Origin of the sequence: Clostridium yunnanense (assembly GCF_016595795.1) — a bacterium.
Lineage (GTDB): Bacteria > Bacillota > Clostridia > Clostridiales > Clostridiaceae > Clostridium_AR > Clostridium_AR yunnanense.
Genome location: NZ_JAENHN010000043.1, coordinates 114,291 through 135,931 on the forward strand (window position 1 = coordinate 114,291; position 21,641 = coordinate 135,931).

Annotated in this window: 18 protein-coding genes and 2 pseudogenes; 6 read left to right on the top strand and 14 right to left on the bottom strand. The window is 28.4% G+C overall.

The window, feature by feature from the left end; genetic code table 11:
- Nucleotides 1-400 precede the first annotated feature (400 nt).
- Nucleotides 401-1,228, bottom strand: a complete 828-nt coding sequence (locus JHL18_RS15615; RefSeq protein ID WP_200270838.1) for an Rpn family recombination-promoting nuclease/putative transposase — start codon at nt 1,226-1,228, stop codon at nt 401-403.
- Between the two features lie 169 nt (nt 1,229-1,397).
- Between JHL18_RS15615 and JHL18_RS15620 the strand changes: the two genes are divergently transcribed.
- Nucleotides 1,398-2,765 (top strand): bifunctional glycosyltransferase family 2 protein/class I SAM-dependent methyltransferase, encoded by a 1,368-nt coding sequence (locus JHL18_RS15620; protein ID WP_200270840.1) that lies wholly within the window; start codon nt 1,398-1,400, stop codon nt 2,763-2,765.
- 103 nt (nt 2,766-2,868) lie between these two features.
- Here the strand turns inward: JHL18_RS15620 and JHL18_RS26290 are convergent, their stop codons facing one another.
- Complete coding sequence (locus JHL18_RS26290; protein WP_274600967.1) at nt 2,869-2,997, bottom strand: hypothetical protein; 129 nt, start codon at nt 2,995-2,997, stop codon at nt 2,869-2,871.
- Between the two features lie 347 nt (nt 2,998-3,344).
- On the opposite strand from JHL18_RS26290, the pseudogene JHL18_RS25995 reads away from it, so the two are divergent.
- Both JHL18_RS25995 and JHL18_RS15630 read left to right on the top strand, forming a co-directional pair.
- A pseudogene (locus tag JHL18_RS25995) lies at nt 3,345-3,565 on the top strand (IS1595 family transposase); the annotation flags it as partial.
- A gap of 171 nt (nt 3,566-3,736) precedes the next feature.
- Nucleotides 3,737-4,273 carry a GNAT family N-acetyltransferase gene (locus JHL18_RS15630; RefSeq protein ID WP_200270845.1) on the top strand — a complete coding sequence of 179 codons (537 nt, stop codon included), beginning with the start codon at nt 3,737-3,739 and terminating at the stop codon, nt 4,271-4,273.
- Between the two features lie 58 nt (nt 4,274-4,331).
- On the opposite strand, the gene JHL18_RS26295 is transcribed toward JHL18_RS15630, so the two are convergent.
- The 4 genes and pseudogenes from JHL18_RS26295 to JHL18_RS15645 all read right to left on the bottom strand — a co-directional run bounded on the left by JHL18_RS26295 (nt 4,332) and on the right by JHL18_RS15645 (nt 5,826).
- Nucleotides 4,332-4,463, bottom strand: coding sequence for a hypothetical protein (locus tag JHL18_RS26295; RefSeq protein ID WP_274600968.1), 132 nt, complete (start codon nt 4,461-4,463; stop codon nt 4,332-4,334).
- Between the two features lie 133 nt (nt 4,464-4,596).
- Entirely contained in the window at nt 4,597-4,731 is a 135-nt protein-coding gene (locus JHL18_RS26300; RefSeq protein ID WP_274600969.1) for a hypothetical protein, read from the bottom strand.
- 51 nt (nt 4,732-4,782) lie between these two features.
- Nucleotides 4,783-4,878, bottom strand: a pseudogene (locus JHL18_RS26620) (hypothetical protein); the annotation flags it as partial.
- A gap of 246 nt (nt 4,879-5,124) precedes the next feature.
- On the bottom strand, nt 5,125-5,826 hold the full coding sequence (locus JHL18_RS15645) for an N-acetylmuramoyl-L-alanine amidase (protein WP_200270847.1): 702 nt from the start codon (nt 5,824-5,826) through the stop codon (nt 5,125-5,127).
- Between the two features lie 68 nt (nt 5,827-5,894).
- Between JHL18_RS15645 and JHL18_RS15650 the strand changes: the two genes are divergently transcribed.
- Nucleotides 5,895-6,485 (top strand): sigma-70 family RNA polymerase sigma factor, encoded by a 591-nt coding sequence (locus JHL18_RS15650; protein WP_200270849.1) that lies wholly within the window; start codon nt 5,895-5,897, stop codon nt 6,483-6,485.
- Nucleotides 6,486-6,659: 174 nt separating this feature from the next.
- On the opposite strand, the gene JHL18_RS15655 is transcribed toward JHL18_RS15650, so the two are convergent.
- A complete protein-coding gene (locus JHL18_RS15655) occupies nt 6,660-7,001 on the bottom strand; it encodes a flavodoxin (protein WP_200270876.1) in 342 nt (113 codons plus the stop codon).
- Between the two features lie 46 nt (nt 7,002-7,047).
- On the opposite strand from JHL18_RS15655, the gene JHL18_RS15660 reads away from it, so the two are divergent.
- A complete protein-coding gene (locus JHL18_RS15660; protein ID WP_200270851.1) occupies nt 7,048-7,341 on the top strand; it encodes a TipAS antibiotic-recognition domain-containing protein in 294 nt (97 codons plus the stop codon).
- Between the two features lie 907 nt (nt 7,342-8,248).
- Here JHL18_RS15660 and JHL18_RS15665 read toward each other — a convergent pair.
- The 7 genes from JHL18_RS15665 to JHL18_RS15695 form a co-directional block, all read right to left on the bottom strand.
- A complete protein-coding gene (locus JHL18_RS15665) occupies nt 8,249-12,754 on the bottom strand; it encodes a hypothetical protein (protein WP_200270853.1) in 4,506 nt (1,501 codons plus the stop codon).
- A 12-nt stretch (nt 12,755-12,766) separates the two neighbouring features.
- Nucleotides 12,767-13,486 (bottom strand): DUF6063 family protein, encoded by a 720-nt coding sequence (locus JHL18_RS15670; protein WP_200270855.1) that lies wholly within the window; start codon nt 13,484-13,486, stop codon nt 12,767-12,769.
- Between the two features lie 14 nt (nt 13,487-13,500).
- Nucleotides 13,501-15,045: a hypothetical protein gene (locus tag JHL18_RS15675; RefSeq protein ID WP_200270857.1), complete on the bottom strand. Its 1,545-nt coding sequence runs from the start codon at nt 15,043-15,045 to the stop codon at nt 13,501-13,503.
- The gene (locus tag JHL18_RS15680) at nt 15,033-16,085 is read right to left on the bottom strand and encodes a Wadjet anti-phage system protein JetD domain-containing protein (RefSeq protein ID WP_200270859.1); all 1,053 of its coding nucleotides are present in this window, start codon (nt 16,083-16,085) and stop codon (nt 15,033-15,035) included. Before JHL18_RS15680 ends, JHL18_RS15675 begins: the two co-directional genes overlap by 13 nt.
- 199 nt (nt 16,086-16,284) lie before the next feature.
- Complete coding sequence (locus tag JHL18_RS15685; protein ID WP_200270861.1) at nt 16,285-17,229, bottom strand: helix-turn-helix transcriptional regulator; 945 nt, start codon at nt 17,227-17,229, stop codon at nt 16,285-16,287.
- 701 nt (nt 17,230-17,930) lie between these two features.
- Nucleotides 17,931-19,907, bottom strand: coding sequence for an ATP-binding protein (locus JHL18_RS15690; protein ID WP_200270863.1), 1,977 nt, complete (start codon nt 19,905-19,907; stop codon nt 17,931-17,933).
- Nucleotides 19,908-20,354: 447 nt separating this feature from the next.
- Nucleotides 20,355-20,564 (bottom strand): hypothetical protein, encoded by a 210-nt coding sequence (locus JHL18_RS15695; RefSeq protein ID WP_207753036.1) that lies wholly within the window; start codon nt 20,562-20,564, stop codon nt 20,355-20,357.
- A 237-nt stretch (nt 20,565-20,801) separates the two neighbouring features.
- On the opposite strand from JHL18_RS15695, the gene JHL18_RS15700 reads away from it, so the two are divergent.
- A complete protein-coding gene (locus tag JHL18_RS15700) occupies nt 20,802-21,290 on the top strand; it encodes a flavodoxin family protein (protein WP_338025474.1) in 489 nt (162 codons plus the stop codon).
- Nucleotides 21,291-21,641 lie beyond the last annotated feature (351 nt).

Below are 21,641 nucleotides of genomic sequence, written 5' to 3' on the forward strand. Positions count from 1 at the left end.
ACAGGCTCTCAGTGGACAAATGCCACACCTATTACATTTTTTTAATAAACCTGTACTAAATCTCTATTATTGTTGCTCATTTTGCATTAAGCACAAACCCTCGTTACTAGTTTCATTTTTTATAATTTGTAACTTGTAATGTCGATTTTATCATATTTTATTTTACTTTACAACATATCAAGTATGTAACTTGGCATAAATTTATCGTCTATTTTCAAAAATAAATAAATATGGCATTTGATGGCTGCGTGATGGAAAAGCGTGTTATAAATATTCTTTCATTTCAGATTGACCAAGCTTTTATGAAATCTAAAATTTTATAAAAAAATAAGATAGCTTCAAGTTAAATGCTTTCTAAAAAAACATCTCACTCAAAGTCTATCTTACGATAAAAATCAATTTACTTTATTCTATTTATCTCTTCCTCAGTTAGTCCTGTTGCTGAAATTATTTGATTCAATGGAATTTTCATGTTTAACAAGTTTTTAGCTATTTCTATTGCTTTTCTTTCTTCCGCTGAACTAATCATATTAGCTCTTTCATGAAGAGATCTTTCTCTCTCATAATAGATTCTCATAGCCTCTTCATCACTACTTAAGTACTCGATTTTCTGTTCAGCTTTTTTTATTGCTGTATCCAAACTCATCAACTCCTTTAATGTAGCTTCTGATATATCTTTTTCTAAAAACATTAGCCATCTTTCTATATCATTTTCTCTATAATCTTTAATTTCCTTATTTCTAAATTTAGGTAGTTCTAAGAAATGTATTTCTACAACATCTGTTAGCATGTATTCTTTCTCTATATCTTCCCAAAGATGGAATGAAGATTGATAACTATTTGTACCTAAAAACTCGAAATCTAAAATATTTATAGTTATGACCTTTTCAAGATTTGCATAATCTTCACCTTGTTTTATATTCTCAAGATACATCTTCCCCCAATAAAATAATGTTCTTTTATCCATATTACCTTGATTTGTTAGCTGAACCTCTATGTCTACATGCTCACCCTTTAGAGTCTTTGCTCTTACGTCAATTATTCCAGTTTTATCTAAAATGATATCTTTTGTTAGTTGCTTATTATCTATAATCTCTATTTCTACTATAGGTTCATTTTTGGTTCTCTTTAAAACAGCATTTATAAAAGATATTAAAATATCTTCATTGCCTTTTTCACCAAAAACCTTCTTAAATATAAAGTCATTAAGTGGTTTTACTCTTCTCATATATATTTACCTCATCATTTTTATCTTTAGTTAAATTATTATCTTCTATTAACTTCATTATAACATTAATTGAGATTTTATTTAATCCAAACTTGAAATGTAAATTTCATGAACAGGTATAGAGGTTTAATAATAATTTATATAGTAAGTGAAATTTTAGGAGGAAAAGATGAAAACAAGTATAGTTATATTAACTTATAATAAGCTTGAATATACAAAACAGTGTATAGAAAGCATTAGAGAATTTACAGAGAAGGATTCCTATGAATTAATAGTTGTAGATAATAATTCAACTGACGAAACACCTAAGTGGTTAAAAGAACAAGAGGACATAATAGCAATTCTTAATGAAGATAATAAGGGGTTTCCAAAAGGTTGCAATCAAGGGATAGATCTAGCGACAGGAGATAATATATTGCTTCTTAATAATGATACGGTAGTTACAAAAAATTGGCTTGAAAATTTAACTACTGCTTTATATAGTGATGAAAGTGTAGGGGCAGTTGGTCCTGTTACTAATAACTGCTCTAATGCTCAAAGCATAGCTGTACCTTATAATAACTTAGAAGAAATGAAAGTATTTGCGGAAGAATATAATAAATCAAATAGTGAAAATTGGGAGCATAGACTTATATTAATAGGTTTTTGTTTACTTGTAAAAAAAGAAGTTGTAGATAAGATAGGTCTCCTTGATGAAAGGTTTTCACCAGGAAATTATGAAGATGATGACTATTGCTTTAGAATTACTGATGCAGGATACAAACTGATTTTATGTAAAGATACCTTTATCCATCACTATGGAAGTGTAAGCTTCGGTGCAGATGCACTTGCCTTTAATAATTTAATGTTTACTAATGGGGCTAAATTCAAAGATAAATGGGGCTTTGATATAGGATATTCCTGTTTGGTTAGAGGGGATATTTTAAGCTTAATGGATTCACCAAAGGACAAGGCCATAAATGTATTAGAGGTTGGATGTGCTTGCGGTGCTACATTAATAAGAGTTAAAGATATGTATAAAAATGCTAATATATATGGAGTCGAGTATAATTTAAATGCTGCAAAAATAGCTGGAAAAAACGCAAAAATACTAGGGTATAATATAGAAACTGATAAAATAGACTGTGAAGAGGAATTTTTTGATTATATTATATTTGGAGATGTACTAGAGCACTTGCATGATCCATCTAAGGTACTCTTAGATTTAAAGAAGTTTCTAAAAAAGGATGGATTTATATTAGCCAGTATACCGAATGTTATGCATTATAGTGTTATAAGAGGACTTTTAAATGGAAACTGGACTTACGAAGATGCTGGATTACTAGATAGAACACATTTAAGATTCTTCACTTATAATGAAATCAGAAGAATGCTTATTAATACAGGCTATATTGATAAATATTGTCTAAAGGTATTTATCGGAAAAGGACCTCAAGATGATGAATTTATTAATAAAATATCAGAGTTAGTTGATGATAGCTTAAAGTGGCAATTAGATGCCTATCAATATATTTTCAAAGCTCAAAGAATAAACTAAAAGATAATGAAAATGTGCTACCTAAACAATTCGGTAGCACATTTCCTTTAAATAATCTTCATATATACTTGCAACAGATGCTTATAGTAAATAAAATAAAGTATTATATTATAACCTCTATGTCTTCTATATCTTCTACTTCCTGTAAGCCATGAATCTCCATTCCATTCCGTACCTTTATATTTGATGAATTTTTGTTATCATTAACAAAAACTCTCCCTTTTTCAAACATACCTTTTATTTTTCTCCTCCATATAATTTATTTTTAGGATTTGCAAAGGCCATTTCACTGTAATTTTAAATAATAATGCAATAGCCTTTGCTATGCATTAAAAATATCTATCATCATAAAAAATTCCTCCAATCTTTTTTCTAAATATATTTTATCAGCTCTAAATACAGCATAAAACCTCATTCTTATTTACTAAATAAAAATGAGGCAATATAAGTAAACAAACAAAAACCCTCAGGATTACTCCAGAGGGTTATATTTACGATTAAATATTCAATTAATCAATTCTACCTTACTGAATCTTCTTAAAATATGTGACAAGGACTTGCTTTATCATAGTAAGTCCTATTACTGAACTTATATGTAAAGGAAGAATAAAGCATACAGATTTAGAAAGGCTCTTTGCAGGTAGAATTGAGGATGAAGCCATTCTTATACCGACTCCCATAAGAGTTATATTCAGTTCGCCCAAAATGTAGGCGTAGAACTCCAACAAATTAAGCGTAGTAAACATAAAGAAGGCATATATCATATACAACATATTAACGCCTTCCATATCAAATTAAAGGATTTTAGGATTAGAGAAGCAATCTATGTATAATATATGTAAAATATTTGAAATTACAGCTCTATATGTTATATAATAAAGTAAATAGAAAATTGTAGATTTTTATGGCATATTGGTAAGAAATGTGAAGCGAAGAAAGTTTATATAATATGCATGATGAGGAGGATTTTTATGAAGAACCCATATGAAATATGCCCCACTTTTGAAACAGAAAGTTTTATTTTAAGACTCGTTTCAGAAGAAGATTCCGAAGGTCTACTTAAATGTTATTCTGATAGTAAGGCACAAAAAATTTTTAACTCTGATAAGTGTACAGGTGATTTTTGTATTTACACAATTGAAGATATGTTACAATGTACTAAAGCTTGGCTTTGTGCATATTCTCAACAAGAATTTATACGCTTTGCAATTATAGATAAATCACTATCTAAAGCTATTGGAACAATAGAAATGTTTGGTTATGTTGGTAAATATAAAATTAAAACGGGAATACTCCGAGTTGATGTTTGTTCTGAATACGAAAATGCAGATTACTTAAACGAAATATTTAGTGTTTGTAACGAGAACTTTTTTGATTTGTTTGAGGTTGATATGATTGCAACTAAGGCAATACCTCAAGCTGTTGAAAGGCGGAATACATTATTAAAAATTGGCTTCTGTGAAGGCAATGCATATGAAGGAGAGCACTATTTTTTGCGTTCAAAATAAACATAATCTACAGTAAACTTAATACATAGTATTCTTAAAATGTGCATTAAGGGAACTCTTAACAAGTTCCCTTAAAAAATTGCATATTATCAGCATATTCTGTTTCTGGTGCATTAAGCATAGAACATATATATGCACTCTCCCAATCATCATATCCATCAAAAATAAACGCAAGTATTTCTTTCTTCATTTTTATGAAAGAGAAGATTTAGAAAATGAGTGCTATAAAACTTTGTTCAAGTGCATTTTTTATTACAATTGTGACAATCATAGTTTTATAGCTTATACAACAAATGCTATTAAACATAATATTAATAATTTGATTAAACTAGCATGTGAAAGGCTAATTTCAGAGGGAAATAAAACTTTAATGATGGATCACATATTTGTAATTCATCATACTCACTATCTGTCTCTTTAAGTTCCTCCACAACGGTTCCATCTATTATAAATCCCATTCTTTTAAATAATGCAATCGTCTTGGTATTATCTGCTCTTACACGTAAATAAAGGGTATGAATATCATTGACCTCACACCAATCACTAGCATTTTCAACTAATTTAGTCCCTATCCCCTTATTTATATACTTGTGTAGCCATTTTATTGTCTTCTTCGTCTAATTTTAATAGCAATTTTAAATATTTTTCAGCGTCAGATTTTTCAATTTCTCTTATCCTCATTCTCTTCCCCACTTCTCTTAAAATTTCACTTTTAAGTCCATTATGATAGATAAACATTTCCTTATATAAATACTATATCTCACAATTCTTTCATTTTACTCTACAAATTTCTTAAATTTTTCTTTCAGTTTTACAAATCTAAGACTTCTTAATGAAAATTTCAAGGTTGATCAATTTACTCTTAGCTTCTGTCCTATCACAATTAGATTAGCATCTTTTATATTATTCAGTTGAACTAATTTACTTATAGTAGTTCCATAGCTTTTAGCAATTTCAGATAAGGTATCCCCTTTCACTACTGTATAATAATTAGTTTGCTCAGAATAATTACTATTCTCCGATGCATTAAGCTCAAAAGCCTTACAAATCCCTTTAAATATTGCCTCCGCCATGGTTTCTGGGTTATAATTATTCATATCAACAGCACTATCACAAAAAGCACATTCTATAAGTATTGCAGGCATATTTGTGTTCTTTAACACAAACAAATCATTTCTTGCCTTAACTCCCCTATTTGTAAAACCCAACTTTGAGATTTCAGGAAGAATAATTTTAGCGACACCTTCAGCTTGTCCACCTGGAATACATAAAATCTCAGATCCATGAGCTCCAGTACATAAATTATGATGAATGGAAATAAAGAAATCAGCATTGTTATTATTGGCTGCTTGAACCCTTTGATTTAAAGAGTCATAAAGACTAGTTGCACTTCTTGGAGTGCAGTTAATAACAGTGAGACCTGCAGCTCTGCATCTTTCTATAAGCTTTATTCCTACTTCATAATTAAGCTCATTTTCTGTCCTTAAACCTACTGCTCCCCCGTCAAATTGAACATTGTGGCCTGTATCTATTGCTAGTTTTGATATTTTCATAAATATCTACCTCCTTTTCCTTAGATATATGCCGACCGGCATATATTTTAGTTAAGAGGTGATATTTTATGAATTATAAATATGTTGAAAATCTAGTATTACTTTGTAAGAGTGATAATGAAGCAGCTAAAGAAAATTTAATTTCAGAGTTTGACCCCTTAATATTAAATCTATGTAAGAAATCCTTTGTAAGCGGATATGAATTTGAAGATATAAAAAATGAGTGCTATAAAGCTTTATTTAACTGTATAAAACTTTATGAACCTAATAAGCATAGATTCGTAGCCTATGCAACAAACGCTATACAAAACTCAGTTAAATGTCTTATAAGAAAATCCGTAAGAAGACAGCAAACTGATGGAGCTAAGGTAGTAACCTTTGACGCTACCCTTGAAAGTGTAACTTGCTATGATATGAATTTTGTTGAGGATATTATCTATCAAAAGCAAGTGAAATCACAGATAAATTCTGTTATTAATACCTTAACTGAAGAAGAAAAAGACCTTGTAAGATATGTTTTCTATAAAGGTTATTCTATGAAGAAATACTCTGATTTTAGTAAGATTCCATATTATAAGGTGTTTGAAATGAAAACTAGTATACTGGCTAAGTTGAAGAGTGATTTGAAGATAGACAAGCAATGTGTCTTCTTGAATTGATTGATGTTTACATTTTAATTTCCTATATGCTAAAATATTATTATCCGTTATGGATATACCTCCTTTGAAATGTTAGTGGTCGGCAAACTTACTAATGTTTTGGAAGGAGGTATTTTTTGATTATGTCTATGAGCCTTTTTAAGCCATAAGGCTAGCCTAGGATATTCATTCTTTCTACTTATATACAAGAGACTTTAGGCAATTTGTAACCTCTTCAGGCATAGTAGCACCATTCACAGCAATACCAGGAATAATGATGGATTTTATGCATTCTTTTGCTATATCATTTTCAATTTGACAAAATCCTACGCCTCCATGAGTACAAAATGGAATTACTTTTTTCCCAGTAAAATCATGTCTTCTTAGAAAACTCAAAACTGGTGGAGCTATAGTTTTAAACCAGTTAGGTGAACCAATAAATATTGTGTCATAATCTGATATTGAATCATTCCCATATATGAGCTTTGGACAAAATTCTCTAGAGATTTGATTTCTTACTTCTTTAGCTGCAGTTATTGATTCATTAGAGGATTATGTATCGGAAACTGACATATCCAATAACTTGCTGATTTTACCATTACAAGAACAATATAAAAATGATGCCAAAGTAGTATATGGTGAAACAGAAAAACACAAAGAATATGAGAAAGACTATCTTATGAATTTGCATCTAATATGGAAAAGCTATCTGAAACAAACTATGACTTATGATACAGAAATTTTGAAATGTATTGCTATTAAGTATAAATTAGATAAAAGATGGAAGAACTATTTCGCACAATTAAGTGATGAAGATTTTAGTGACTTCGTTTATCAGGCTATTATGTATTATTGTAACGCTATTGGATGTTTATAAAGCATTATTTTAATATCTTTTTAAAGTTTGTAATAGCCATATTCAGTATGATTTTTTAATATAGTTGGAGGTCAATTTGATAAATGTGCTATCTTTTTTATCTGTCTATAAATGGATTGGTTCATGTTAATAAGTATTGTAGTAAGATTCTATAGGAATGTTTCTTTTATTTTCTTTATATATGTATAGGATTGGTCTCTTAATAGCTGGTTATGCAAGTGATTTTCATAAGTGAGTGGAATCCATATAAGATCTAATTTTTTTTATTATATGAATTTTATTGAGGATATTATTTATGAAAGTAGGTGAAATCACAGATAAACTCAGTTATTAATATTTTAACTGAATAAGGAAAAGACCTTGTGAGATATGTTTTATATAAAGGTTATTCTATGAAAAACGGCCTGCCTTATTATAATGTGGTGAATATGAACACTAATAATCTGACTAATTAAAGATTTATTTAAAAATAGACAATCAATGTATATTTTTAAATTGAGTTATATTTAAAGTTCAATTTGGTATGTTATAGTCTATTATTCTTTATGGATATACATCCTTTAAAATGTTAGTGGTATGTAAAGCGGCTAGTGTTTTGTAATGAGGTATTTTATTTCTGATTATTCCTATAAGTTTATAGAACCATTGGTATAGCCTATGGTATTAATTTTAAAAATGTTCTTACTTTATTTCACTGTAAGAACACCTATTATAATAATTAAACTATTTGCTTTCTTTATTTAGTAAATAAAGCGCCATATTCATTTTATATACATGTTTGAAGTGTGGCGCGATATTTATGGTTAATTAAATCATAATTTTTATTATTACTTAAATTCATGATACCAATCTTAGAAGTTTCGCATTCATAATTTTCAATGTTATCAGTTAGTCTATTTGATAGACACTAATCAATCATTGATATCTGTTCCCCTACAAGTTTCTTATAACTTAATTTATCTAAATCAACTTGAGACTTTAATTTCTTAACAACTACAGTTTGAGTACCAGTATCATTTACTTCTGTATCTAAATAATACTTAACATCAAATAGCGGTAATAGGTTGCTAGGCATGCCATATCCTAGGCAAAGTATTTGAAAATTATTTTCATCCAGAAGCTTTGTTATAGGCTCCCATATATAAGAAGCTGCCATTCCTGAAAAAGGAGCATCAAGCATAACAAACTTTCTACTTTGGTCCCCTATATGGGGATTATAAAGCTTTTTAATAAAAGAAATCAGACAAATAAATATATTGTATGCCATACCGTTAGATTGACCAGTTGAGCCTATTACTTCCGCCCAAGAAATAGACTTACTATTGCGTTCAATAGCATCAACCTTATAAATCTTAACATCACAACTATTTATATTATCTACAAATTGAGAAAACAAATCCTTTAGTTTCAGCCTATTTGCTAAATAGCTAAGTCTCTCTGATTCTTCTATATCTTGAAGTCCATTAACTAAATGGTTTATATATGATTTCATTCTAGCTTTCCTAATTAATTCATCAGCAGGTTTCACTATAACTTCAATCATTGAGGTCGCTTTACCATTAATATTTATTTTAGAAAGATGTGTAAGATTCAATAACTCGCCATAAACTTGCTCACACTTTTGAAGAAGTTGATTAATGAAAACTTTCTCGTCTTCTTTAAGTTCATTAATGATAGTAATTATTCTTTTCTTTTCCTCATCTATACTTCTTATATACCCATGCTCACCTTGAAGTCTATCTATAATAAGTGTACATTCATCTTTGCTAACTGGTGTGCTTTGCCTTAAGTTCTCCAAATCTTCCTTGAAATGCACTAACTCAGAATCCATAAGATTTTTTATAATCCTATCCAAGGCGCTTTCATAATTAATCTTAGTGCTTTTTAAAGAAGAAAGTGCTATATTTACTTCTCCTTCTATTGTTTCTATAATTATTAAACTTTGGTTATAGTCTTCTACCTCAATACTTTCAAATTGAATACCATTTCTGTCAACTACTCTATTAAGTATATTGTCATACTCCATTAAAACCGTAACATTTTTTTCTAATGCATCTTTTGTATCATTAAACTCTTTTATAGAAATTTGTGCTTTAGAAATTTCAACTTCTATTGATTTTAAGACTAAATCAATTCTATCTAATCGATCTTTAATATTAGTATCTGATAATTTCATTTCTTCATAGGTCATTCCATTATATTTGCTTTTAAAATTATTACACATATTATTTATTGTGCCTTTTAAATTATCAAATTCGGATTTAAGTTTTCTTTCAATTAGAATTAAATTACTAAGTTCATTCTTCTTATCCTTAATATATTTTCCCAGCTCCTCTAAATACTCATTATAATCTCCAGTAAATAGTTCAGCATTATTAAAATATTCTATATTATATTTTATACCAGTCTTATTCTTATTTTGTAATCCTATCTCCACAATTGCATCCTCAATTGATTTATTCAGTTCTTCAATAGCATTTTGGAGCATTTGTAAACCACTAATACTTCCCTCTACATTTTTTCTGTATATCTCAAATTTGCTCTTAATTTCAGATAAAGGTAAATCCTCTTCAAAAATAGTAATTTCTTTTGTAGGTGAAAAATAAAGTTCTCTCAATTCCTTACCAACCTCAATATAACCTTTATTTAAACCATTAACTCTAATTGTTATCTCAGGTATTACTTTATCAATCTCTTCAGCCTCAATTTTCTTTTGAGAAACATCCAACTTAATTTCATCTAATATAGATTTGTTTATTGATGCTTCAGTATCTATATTCATTCTTTCTTTAGTTAACTTTTCTAAGTATTCATACTCTGCAAGTTCCTCTTTTAAATCTTTAATACTGTGCTCTAACTTAGACTTAACCTGTTTAATCATAGCTATGGTAGCTTCAGTCGCTTCTATATCATTTTCAAGTATATCGCTACTCTCTTTAGCCTTATCAACTATATCAACAATATTATTTATTTCCATTTCTATTTTCTTTGTTATTTGCTCTTTTTGATTAATTTCTACTTTACTGTACTTAATTTCAAAATTCATGCAGCTATTATAATCATTTTCTATACTTTTTAACTCATTATTAAGCCTTAGTTGTTCTATAGTAAGCGTTTCAACTTCCCTTTTTAGCTTAAGCAATTGCCTTTCATTAAACTCCTCATCTAGAAAACATTCCTTATCTCTTACTGTAAAAGCTAAGTTATCTAGATTTACAGATCCTATTCCTTGAAGTACTTCAGAATTAATAATAGGAACTACTTCATCATTAAACTTACGTCTTAAAGATGCATCATTTATTAGTTTATTAAAGTCATACTTATCAACTATTATGCCATAAGGTATAAATTCTGTAATTTCAAATAAAATCTTTCTTTCCTCTAATGTTTTGTTTTCTAAGTAGCTGCTTCCTAAAACAGCTGATTTGTAACTAGATGATATAATATTAAATTGTTGTCTTGCAGAATCTGATAGAGTCACTACAGTTTTATTTTCTAAATCTCTGATAGTCGTATTTAATCCTATAATTTGTTCACTAATTTCCCTTATTCTATCTTTTATCGTATTACTTATGTCTTTTAGGTATTTAGAAATAGTAATTTCATGTTGCCAAGTATATTTTCCCCTAATTAAATCATATTCAGTGTAATCAGTATAATATTGATTTATTTCTTCAAAAATTTCTTTTAACCTTGACCTCTTATTTTTCATATCTTGTTCTAGTAATTTAATTTGGTTGTTTTGTTCAGTAATTGTAGCTTTGATTTTTACTACGTTCTCCTTATAATCTATTAACTCCTCTTCTTTTTTATTAAGCAAAACAGTATTATTATTTAATTCTTTTAAGATATCTTCTTTCAGTAGATGAAATATTCCTTTTTTAGTATCATTAATTTTTTTATCTATCTTATTAAGTTTTTCTGAATTTAACTTATCTAAATTATCAAGATTTGATATATTTGCTTCCAATACTGCAATATCTTTAATCAAGTTTATACTTTTTTTATTCAATTTATTAAGTTTTTCTTTTTCAATATTATATAGTTCACTTTTTCTATTTAATTCATCATTTAAAGTCTTTTTATAGTAGCAGCCCCAATAATTATAGTCACTCATTATCAATTCTTTATCCTTAGCCAAAGCACTTATTGATTCTTCCTTTACCTTCACTTTTTCTTTTAAGGCTAAATAAGTTCTATAAATTTTTTCACATTCATACCTAAGTTTTTTATCTTCAATTTCTTTTATGCTTTCTTCTTTATTTTTGTAAGCATTTAGAGCTACAAGATGTTCTTTCTCAGAAATTTGCAAGTTAAGTTTGACTTTCTTAATTTCGTAGCCATCCTTTTCCCTATTAAGTTCATAAACTTCATTGTTTTTATCTGACAATAATCTTGTTGCATTTGCTATATCTATAGAAACCTTACTTTTATTTTCTTCATTCAAGTCCTTATTATATGAAACAATCTTCTTATATTTACTTAAAGTATATATCACTTTATCTTTCTCATTATACGAATGGAACAGACTTTCAATCTTAGGTACAATATTGACAAGTTCATTTTGGACAAATTGATACTTATCCATTAAAGCTTCCTTCATTTGGAGTTCCCTTAAAGTTTTCCTTAAAGTAATCAAAGTATTTGCTCTTGACTCGCTGCTTTCAAAATCATCCGAATTTCTTAGTTGATAACTTTTTTCAATAATAGGTATCAAACTTGTTAATATGAAGTCCTTCCCTTTAGGAAATGGTTTTAAATAATTTGCTGAGTTTCCTTCATATTTGTTTATTTCTATCATTTCTTCAAATTCGCTTTTATTAATATTAAGCTTCGCCAATTCTTCATGATGTCGCCAATTTGTATCATTAATAATTACAGCATAATCCATAGTACCTTTAGTTTGTAAGTTCTTTAATTTTGCTTCCAAAGCATTCTTTGATATAAATTTTTTATTGCCGTTCTCATCTACCCTAGATAAAGGAAAATTCTCTATATCAAATTCATTTGGCATATTATAAAGGCATATGTATCTAAACATATCGAAGTTTTTATTTGATTTATTATTTCTTTCATCAAAAGGTTTGTTTTCATTTTCTTTTGCATAAGTACATATACCTACCATAGCATATTTATAAGCACTCCCCTTGTCTAAGCGAAACTCCATAATGCTATGGAATACTTTATTTTTATTTTGTTTGTTAAACAAAACATTAATACTTTTCTTTTCGTCAAATTTTGAATTTGGCAATATAGGTTGATTGATACACTGCATATAGAATGTTTTACCTACCCCATTTATTAAATCCATATATGTATTTTTACCGCCTAATCTTATTAAAAAATCATCATAATAATTATTTCCATCATTATATTTAATGTTGCATATTCTTATCCTATTTACATCAGACATAATCCTTCTCCCTTACATATCACCTTTTGCAAAATCTACAAGGATGTTTTTAACATCCTTTCTATCAAAGAAATCTGCTATTAAAGCTTTAAATTTATCAGTGGGGGCAAAGCTTCTCTCTTGTTTATTTTGAAATAAAATACTCTCCCCTACGAGAAAAGCTAAGGTTCTATTTACAAAAGAATATTTATAATTACTTTTTCGAGAACTATCCAAGGTAATCTCTGAAGAGTTAACAGGTGTTTCATCCATGTCAAGCCATTTCTCACGTATTGCATGTAAGGAACTTTCTTCATATGTTATTTCCTCAGACTTCTTAACTGTAATAGCTCTAACCATAGTATCTACCCTTTTTACCACTTCTGTATTAGTTATATAATCTTTGTAAGTGGCATAAGCTGTCTCTTTATAAAACATAGTAATAATGGTATACATTATGAAATAAACAAGATAAATCTCATTATTACTGTCTACTTTAAGCAAGACCTTAAGTTCATCATTTTTATAGCCAAAATATTGATTATTTACCCCTGGTGTAATATACAATCCTCTATTATACTCAATCAAGTTTAGATCGTAAGTTAGTATTATTTTTTGCACAAGACTTTGCACAACAGTATCTATAATATAGTTACTATACAAATACTTTTCTTTATCCTCTAATAATTCATTGTGCTTTAAAAGATACGCAGCTATCTCTTGTGCTTTATCAAAATCTGAATCTTGTATCATTATAAAATCCCCCTCTAAATCAGCATATAGCCAAAATTTGTTATTTCTATACCATTAAAACTTGCGTATTCACTCTGCAAAGATTTGCATACAAACTTTCTGCTCTTAAATACCTCAAGTTCACTATATTTATAAACTAGAGTTTTAAATATCGCCTCGTTATCTAAAATGTCCCAAGAACCTTTTTCAATATCTTTAAGACTATATTCCTTATGCCCTACTCCTGCCCCTTTAACTCTACTTAAAGTTAATACAAATGATGTAAAGTCTCCATTATATAGTACTTCTTCACCATATTTTTGAGATAAACTATCCATAAAAAAGTTTAAGTCTATGTTTTTATACTCAGCTACTAAGGTTAAAAGCTCCTTTAAAAAAATAAAGTTATTATTTATTATCCTGTTATCTATAATGTTATCTAATTTAATATATTCAACAGCTTCTCCTTTCTCCGAGTCCACTTCTTCTTCATCTTCTTTTTTAGGTTTACGCCAGAGGAAGAGATCATTTATTTTTTCAGTAGAAAATGTCCTGTTTATTTTAGGACTAAATAAAACACTGCAAGCCATAGATATGTTAATCGCTGTATCTTCTTTTATTGATTTATCTAAAAGATTCATAAAATTCAGATTTTCTCTTAGAATATTTCTCCTCCTTTGAGTAAGTATTTCATCTGCCTTATTTCTTAAGTCCACTACAGAACCTAATAATTTTGAATGAAGATCAACTGACTTGTTTAATTCAATTTTCATATTAGTAACAAATTCTCTAAGTTTAATTTCCTTTTCTGAAATTTGTTCCTTGTCTATTTTTTGAAGATACTCTTTCTCCATTCGGTTTAAAGAACTAATTGTATCCTTGAAAAGCTGTTTCTCTTCTTCTAATCTGCCCCTAACATTTTTTGTATAATTATCATATCCATCAAATGAGTAATAGGATAATTCCTCCAGTATTTCTGCTTTTCTTTTAATTTCTTTTCTTATTTCTATATTCAAATTAGATAAAGCATTTATAGCTGAGTCAAAATCCCCATTATCTACAAGTTTCCTAAGAATTAGTAATGTAATCGTAATTTTGCTTTCTTCACCAAATTCTTTTGTTTGAAGAAAGAAATCAATACCCTCACTGCTTATCTTGTAGAGGTTCTTTTCTATTATCTTATTATACGATCTTCCAATGTACCTTATCTTCTTCTCAACCTCTTGCTTTCTAATTACGTCATAGTAACTATATGTAAATGGACCACCACCGTTTTGTAATTTATTTAGCATATATCTAGTTAATTCTTCTTTATCATCTTCCTTTAAAATATCTCCATAATAGTCTTCTATTATATTATTAATAAAGTTTTGTATTTCAGAGAAAGTTAAACCCTTATCTTTTAATAATCCTTCATATAGAAGATAAGATAGTATTGCCATAGTCAAAATCCCTAAATCATATCTATTGTTGTACCTTTTCGACTTGAATATTTCAAAAAAAGGAAGATATTTAGCAATATTATTCAATCTAACTGGTAAATCTTCTTTTATGTTATTGAACATTTTCACACTATCCATAGCTGTTTGTTTCCTCTCAATACTTCTATGTTGAGAGCTTCTTGAGGTATAAATAATTTTTCTTTAAGTACCTGATAAAAAATTTTTTTCTTTTCTTCAGTAAGCTCTTTAATATCCTTCTCTAGCAATTTGTACTCCACTGAATTTTGACTTGACATATTTCTAAATCCTTGCTTTATTCCGATATCTATTAAAAAATCATAACACTGTAGGTATAGATTAATATTTAATTGATTAAACTTTTCCTTAAAATTTAGATATATGCGTAATCCCTCTGAATCTAAATCACCGAAATACAAAATCATGTCATTTTCATTTATACCATAGAAGGAAAAGTCATAATTCTTGTTTGTTATTCCATACCCTCCACCAAATATAATCATGTCTATCGCAGGCATTAATCCTTCCGACATAATAATCTTATGGAAAGTCCAATATGTATCTAGATTTTCGATGATGAGTATTTTCCTTACTTTTTTACTATAGAAACTAGGTGACGGAAAACATAACAAAGGTGATGGATTTTCCATACATTTTAAATCGTCATAACTAAGTTTAGTTCTTCTCATAATTCCTGAATCCTGAAGTAATTTCTCATCGTTAAAAATACTTTGACTTCTTTCTTTTACACTAAGCCATTCTCTAGAGTCATTTTCTCTTAGGAATTTGTCAAGTTTAATCAACATTTCCCTATCCTTTCTTAAAACTGCTACATTTCGCTGATATGAATATTTGTATATACTACTGTGAAGATTATGCACAAATATTTTCTCTTCCTCTGTCAGTATTTGCTTACCGTCTATTACTCTCTCATAGCTTAAAAATAGTGGTTTAAGCGGATTTGCATTAAGCTTTCTCCCCTTTGAAATTAATATTTTTTCTTCTTCTAAATATTTAATAATATTGTAAAATTCATCATAATTAACAGTTTTAAACTTTTTCATCTGAACGGCATCTCCATTAGAAATAACCCCATATAATTCATCTAAGCTTAACCGTTTCTTCTTTATGCTGTTTACTCTATTTTCGTATATTTTCATATTACACCTTCCTTACATGAATATAATATCACCAACACAGTAATCCATATTTAGTTATTTGTTAATTGTGGAACTATTTAAGTCACATTTATATATTATATACTTAATTATAACCACGTCTGTCCAATTTTACAAGTAATAATAAAAAAATACAAAAAAATACACAGGAATAATATTCCTGTGATACCCATATATTTTTTTAAATAATTTTCAACATTTTTTCTAACTCTTCTTTTATTTGATTTTTTAAATTCTCTGGCTCTAAAACAGTGACAGAAGTTCTCATAGATAAAATCCATCTAATGATATCTGTCTTTCCACTCATTTGTCCTTCAAATATTATAGTCTCCTCGTCAACCCATTTAATCACTTGATTTTCAGCATATAATCCTTCACTAACAGATCTAGAAAAGGGCTTTTTAATTAATAGCTTTAAATTATAATCTTCATCATGAAATAATCCTAAGTGGTTTTTCATAAATTCCTTAATACTAAAGGAAGTAGGTAAATCAAATTTCTCATTCAACATTTCTACTTGAGTTATCCTTATAAGCTTAAAGGTCAGTTCCTTATTTCTATTTTCACAGTAAGCTACAAGATACTTTAAATTGTTCCTTGTTATAAGTCCATAAGGATGAATAATCCTTTCCTTTTCACCAGAAGAAATCGAATTATATTTGATTTTTAATTTTTTCTTAGAAATACATGCTGCTTGTAACGTTAATTCAAATCTATTTTCATTGTCTAAATTTACCGATTTAGGTTTTATAACAATATTATCTGAATAATCGTCCAATTGATTATATCTTTCATTTATAACTTTTATTTTATCATTCAAACTTTCGAGCTGATATTTAAAATCAAAGTTGTTTGCTTCCTTAAGATATGTGGTTGCTATTTGCAAAGAAATAGCTTCTTCAGAACTTAGATTAAGATTCAATAAATAATCATATCCAATTAATTCATATCCCCCAGTTGGACCTGGAATAGATTCTATATTTACATTAGCCTCAGCTAAATCATCCATGTATTTCCTAATCATTCTTTCACTAACACCTAAATTATCAGCAAGTTCTTTTGTTTTCATTCGCTTTTTACTTTTTAATAAAATAAGTAACCTGAGCAAATTTGAAAATTTACTCATTTGATGTTCCCCCTCTTCGTTCATAATAACAAACATTAAATTTATTTTTATATTATCATACTCAGCACAATAAAACACTAGTTTCTTATTATCACTTTAAATAATAATTGTAATCGTTTTTCTTATTCTAAACTTAGCAAGCTCTATTACTCTAAGAGTTTTATCATCATTCAACTACCTACTATATTTCGTTTACTCTTTTACTAACTTTAAACTAGACTATATGAATCTCAATTTTTAACCTAGCAATAATACAATAAAGCCTTATTTAAAAGCTTTTACTATCTCTTTAAATTATCATACCTCTATTTTTTCTAGGTAGTAGCAAATAACGCTACAGCAATTTATATAGAGAACCACCATTAATAAAAATGTAAGCGCCACAATTAAAACTATAAGATACCAATAAAAAACAAAAATAACTAGGCTTATTAATTTTAAAACCCAGTTATTTCAATAACTACGATACTCTTAACAGAAATCAATCTATGACGAATTGATTAGTTAATAAAGCCAATATATGCTTGTATGTTTTTCAGACTCTTATTATAATACAATTGTTTGCATATAATTCTCTTACCTTATATACTACTTATGCTGGAAATCTCCTACTGAATTAATGTTGTATTCCATAGAAGAACATATCCTCGAATTTAATATATAATGTCCTCATTTGTATTACTTTTAACCATCATACCGTATCAATACGACGCTGTATTTTTACTCTTTTCTATTACTTCCGCTGCAGTTCCATAAGATTCATATAACTTCTCCCTCTTTAATTTTAATTTATCTAATAAGAATCTATGTCTCATTTCAAACTCATTAATTACTTCTGACCACGTTTTAACATATATTTCATAATTGTTTGCTTTAAATACTAAAGATCTCTTGCCATGACTTTTAGCATTCTCTATATATCTTTCTATCCAACCTTTTGAACTAAGCTTATTTCCTATTAATATGAAAACCCATTGTTGATTTCTATCATTGAACTGCTCAACACTTGTTATAACATCCATATACTCTATAACTTGATCCAACTGCTCTTTCCCTAATCTTACCCATGGCGCCTTCAATTCTACAACTATATTTGAAATAGTATCAGTATGAACATTTTGCCTTACCATACATATATCCATTTCTTTATTTTTTGACTCATGATCAATCTTTATATTAGAATCATTCTTAGTAAGTATCTTATTATAACTTTTTAAAACTTTTTCAAATTTATCTTCTGCAGCTGCTGCAAGAGCATATTCTTCACCGAAAATCCAATAATGATTTTCAATAAATTTCTGAAGATGGTCCCTCTCATTTGCTTTCAATTCTTCATTGAATATTAGTTCTTGTAATTGGTTTATAGCCTTAACTCTATCTTCTATCAACTTTATCGTTTTGGTTATTGAACTTAAGCTAGATCTATTTAACACATGTGCAAATTCTTCTCTTTCGTTTGGATCTAACTCTACAATTTGCTCTAATATAGTAAACAAATTATCTTTTTCTCCACTATCCATTATTAAATTTAGAAGATGCGCTAATGTTTTCTTCTGTGTAGTATTTAAATTTGAAAATATTCGTGGTTCAACTTGATATAATCCAGCTATTAAGCATGTAAGTTCTTCTTTCTGAACCATTTCCCACTTATTTCCAACATTGAATTTAGGTAATGCATCATCTTTCTCAAAACTCTGTACTACTTTTACTGACGATTCATGTAAAAATGGTTTTCTTTTCTCTTTTAAGAACTCATTTAATTTTTCAATAAGTGATTGATATACATCATCATGAATATTTTTATCTAGAAAACTAATTTGCATCTTATCATCATTCTTGCTTCTCGTAAAATTATCAAAGTACGAACTTTTTATATACATACTATGATAAAATGAATCTCCTTTTTTATTAAATTTTGTAGTTTCTTTATAAGCCTCATTATTATTACTATCTAAGAAATAAAAGTATGAAAACTCACTTACAGGTTTATCTGACCATCTAATATAATCAACCTCAAACAAATTGTCTTCTATGCTCAATGTATCTAAGCTTTCTTCATCCGCAACTAAATCATTAAATTCTATTTCTTTATTATTCAAGATTATCTTATAATTATTTTTATCATTTAGTTTAAGAAACCATGCAAACTCTTGAGTTATGTGCTTTCTTAAATTTTCAATATCCATTGCTACTATTATATTACTAAATTCTACACGAGTTCCAGTATCCCCATATTCTAATTCAGTTGGATTACTTGCTATATATTCTGACAAATTACTACTATCTACCACTATATCGTACATTTCAAAGCTATTAGCTGCCTTTATATATATCGTATTCCATAAAGCACTTTTCGAAAAATTAAAAAATGTTAGCCTTCCTACTCCATTTTTCCCGTGAATATCAGAAGATTTTCTATGTATACTTCTTTCAAGAGCTTTTTGTGACTGAAAAAAAGGAGTGAATTTGTTATTTAGACTGTTATAGTCTATACCAACTCCATTATCTTGTATACTCATCCAACTTATACTATTAAATTCATTTGTTTTACAGTTTATATTTATTGTGGTAGAATCGGCATCAAACCCATTCCATATATATTCATTAATCGACTCATATGGTTTATATTTTGATAACGCTTTTTTTATACCATCACTAGTTATTTGTACATTTTTCATATATCCACCTATTAAATAAAATAATTTATTTTTAAATTCCAATTACATATATCTAAAATATACCATAAAATATAAAAAAAACCTAGAAAGATTTCTCTCTCTAGGCTACAAATACTGGTTCTGGCATACTTACGTTTTGATTGAACAACATTCTGAGCACTTAATTTATTTTTTAAACTTACTCCATCTATTCCAATTATTTATTGAAAAAGAACTAGGGCAATTTTTTCTTGAATCATCATAGTGCCTTACAACTTTATATATGTATATTAAACTGAGACATAAAATACTTTACTAATTAAATAGTATTCTTTTCATTTATATCTGTTATTTTGCTATTTACCCTACACATTTCACCCAATAGCGAGTTATGATTACCGATTCCATATTATACTGATTCAAGTCGTCCCCCTCTATTCCACACCCATTTGATTGATAATGTATCAGCTATGTTTGTAGTTGTATCTCCCTCAACCAATAATAAGCACGTGCTCCCTCTACAATACGTCCTCTGTCTGTAAGACTAAAACAACGTGCAGAAACAAAAGTTGCTGCTCGTAATGCCTCTATAGGCGTAAATCCAGCTTTTACAAGTAACTGAAGTTCATGATGAACACTTGCACCATGTACCAGCCCTCCAAGTGTAGATACTAGCATTGAAACCTGTGCCAACTAAAATATCTACACCTGCATTACGAAGCTCCATTACATTATTGAAGCTATCCACCATAGTTCCTTATTGATAGGTATTGAAACTTGAATTCAATTTTTTTATCCATTCTTCACTTAGTTTTGAACCAACACGTGGATCATTTGCAAACTCAGAAGGAATTCTTCATATTAATAGAAGAAATAGAATAGTAATTAGCTACTGTTAGTTTAATAAATGAACTGATTAATAAGTTAAATGGTGAGTATAGAATAGTTAATACATATAACTGCAAAATAAAACCATGTATTGATTGTAGATTCTGTTGGAAAAATGAAGGTTGTTGTATTGATGACGAAATGCAGGAAATTTATAAGTGTATACAGGAATGTGATAATATTTTAATTGCATCTCCTATTTATTTTTCTGAATTAACAGGAGCATTGTTGAGTGTTGGAAGCAGGCTTCAAACTTATTTTTGTGGAAAATTCTTTCGTAAAGAGATTCCAATCAAAAAGCCTAAAAGAAGTGCTGTTATTGTTGGTGGTGGAGGTGATGGAAGCGTACATAGACCATATGAAAAAGCATGTAATTTGCTTCATCATATGAATTCACATGATGTATTCCCGCTTGTGTATACTCATAATACAAATAACAATCCAACAATTACAGATATCAATGCTATAAGAGGGATAAACGGTATTGCAAAGTTTTTTAATGAGATAAGAGAATAATTTTTTATAGAAAATAGCTCGTAAAATTCCAATTTATAATTTAATAAACCGAATTTATAAAATAAAAAATATATAGGTTTATTTTTTATAAAAACTTGATATAGTATAGATAAGAAAAGCTTAGTGCGCTAACACTACGCAAGTCTTAGAACATTTATTTTGTTTTAGGGCTATTGGATTAAATTAATTGAAATTAATTAAGAAAAAGTGCTAATCTTGTGAGGACAATGTCATTAAGTTAAGAAAAGACTTGCATCACAAATACGTGGTGTGGGTCTTTTTTTAATTTTCAGATTATCACTTGACAATATGCCAAGAATATGCGGCCGCTTTCGCTACCAATCCTTTTAA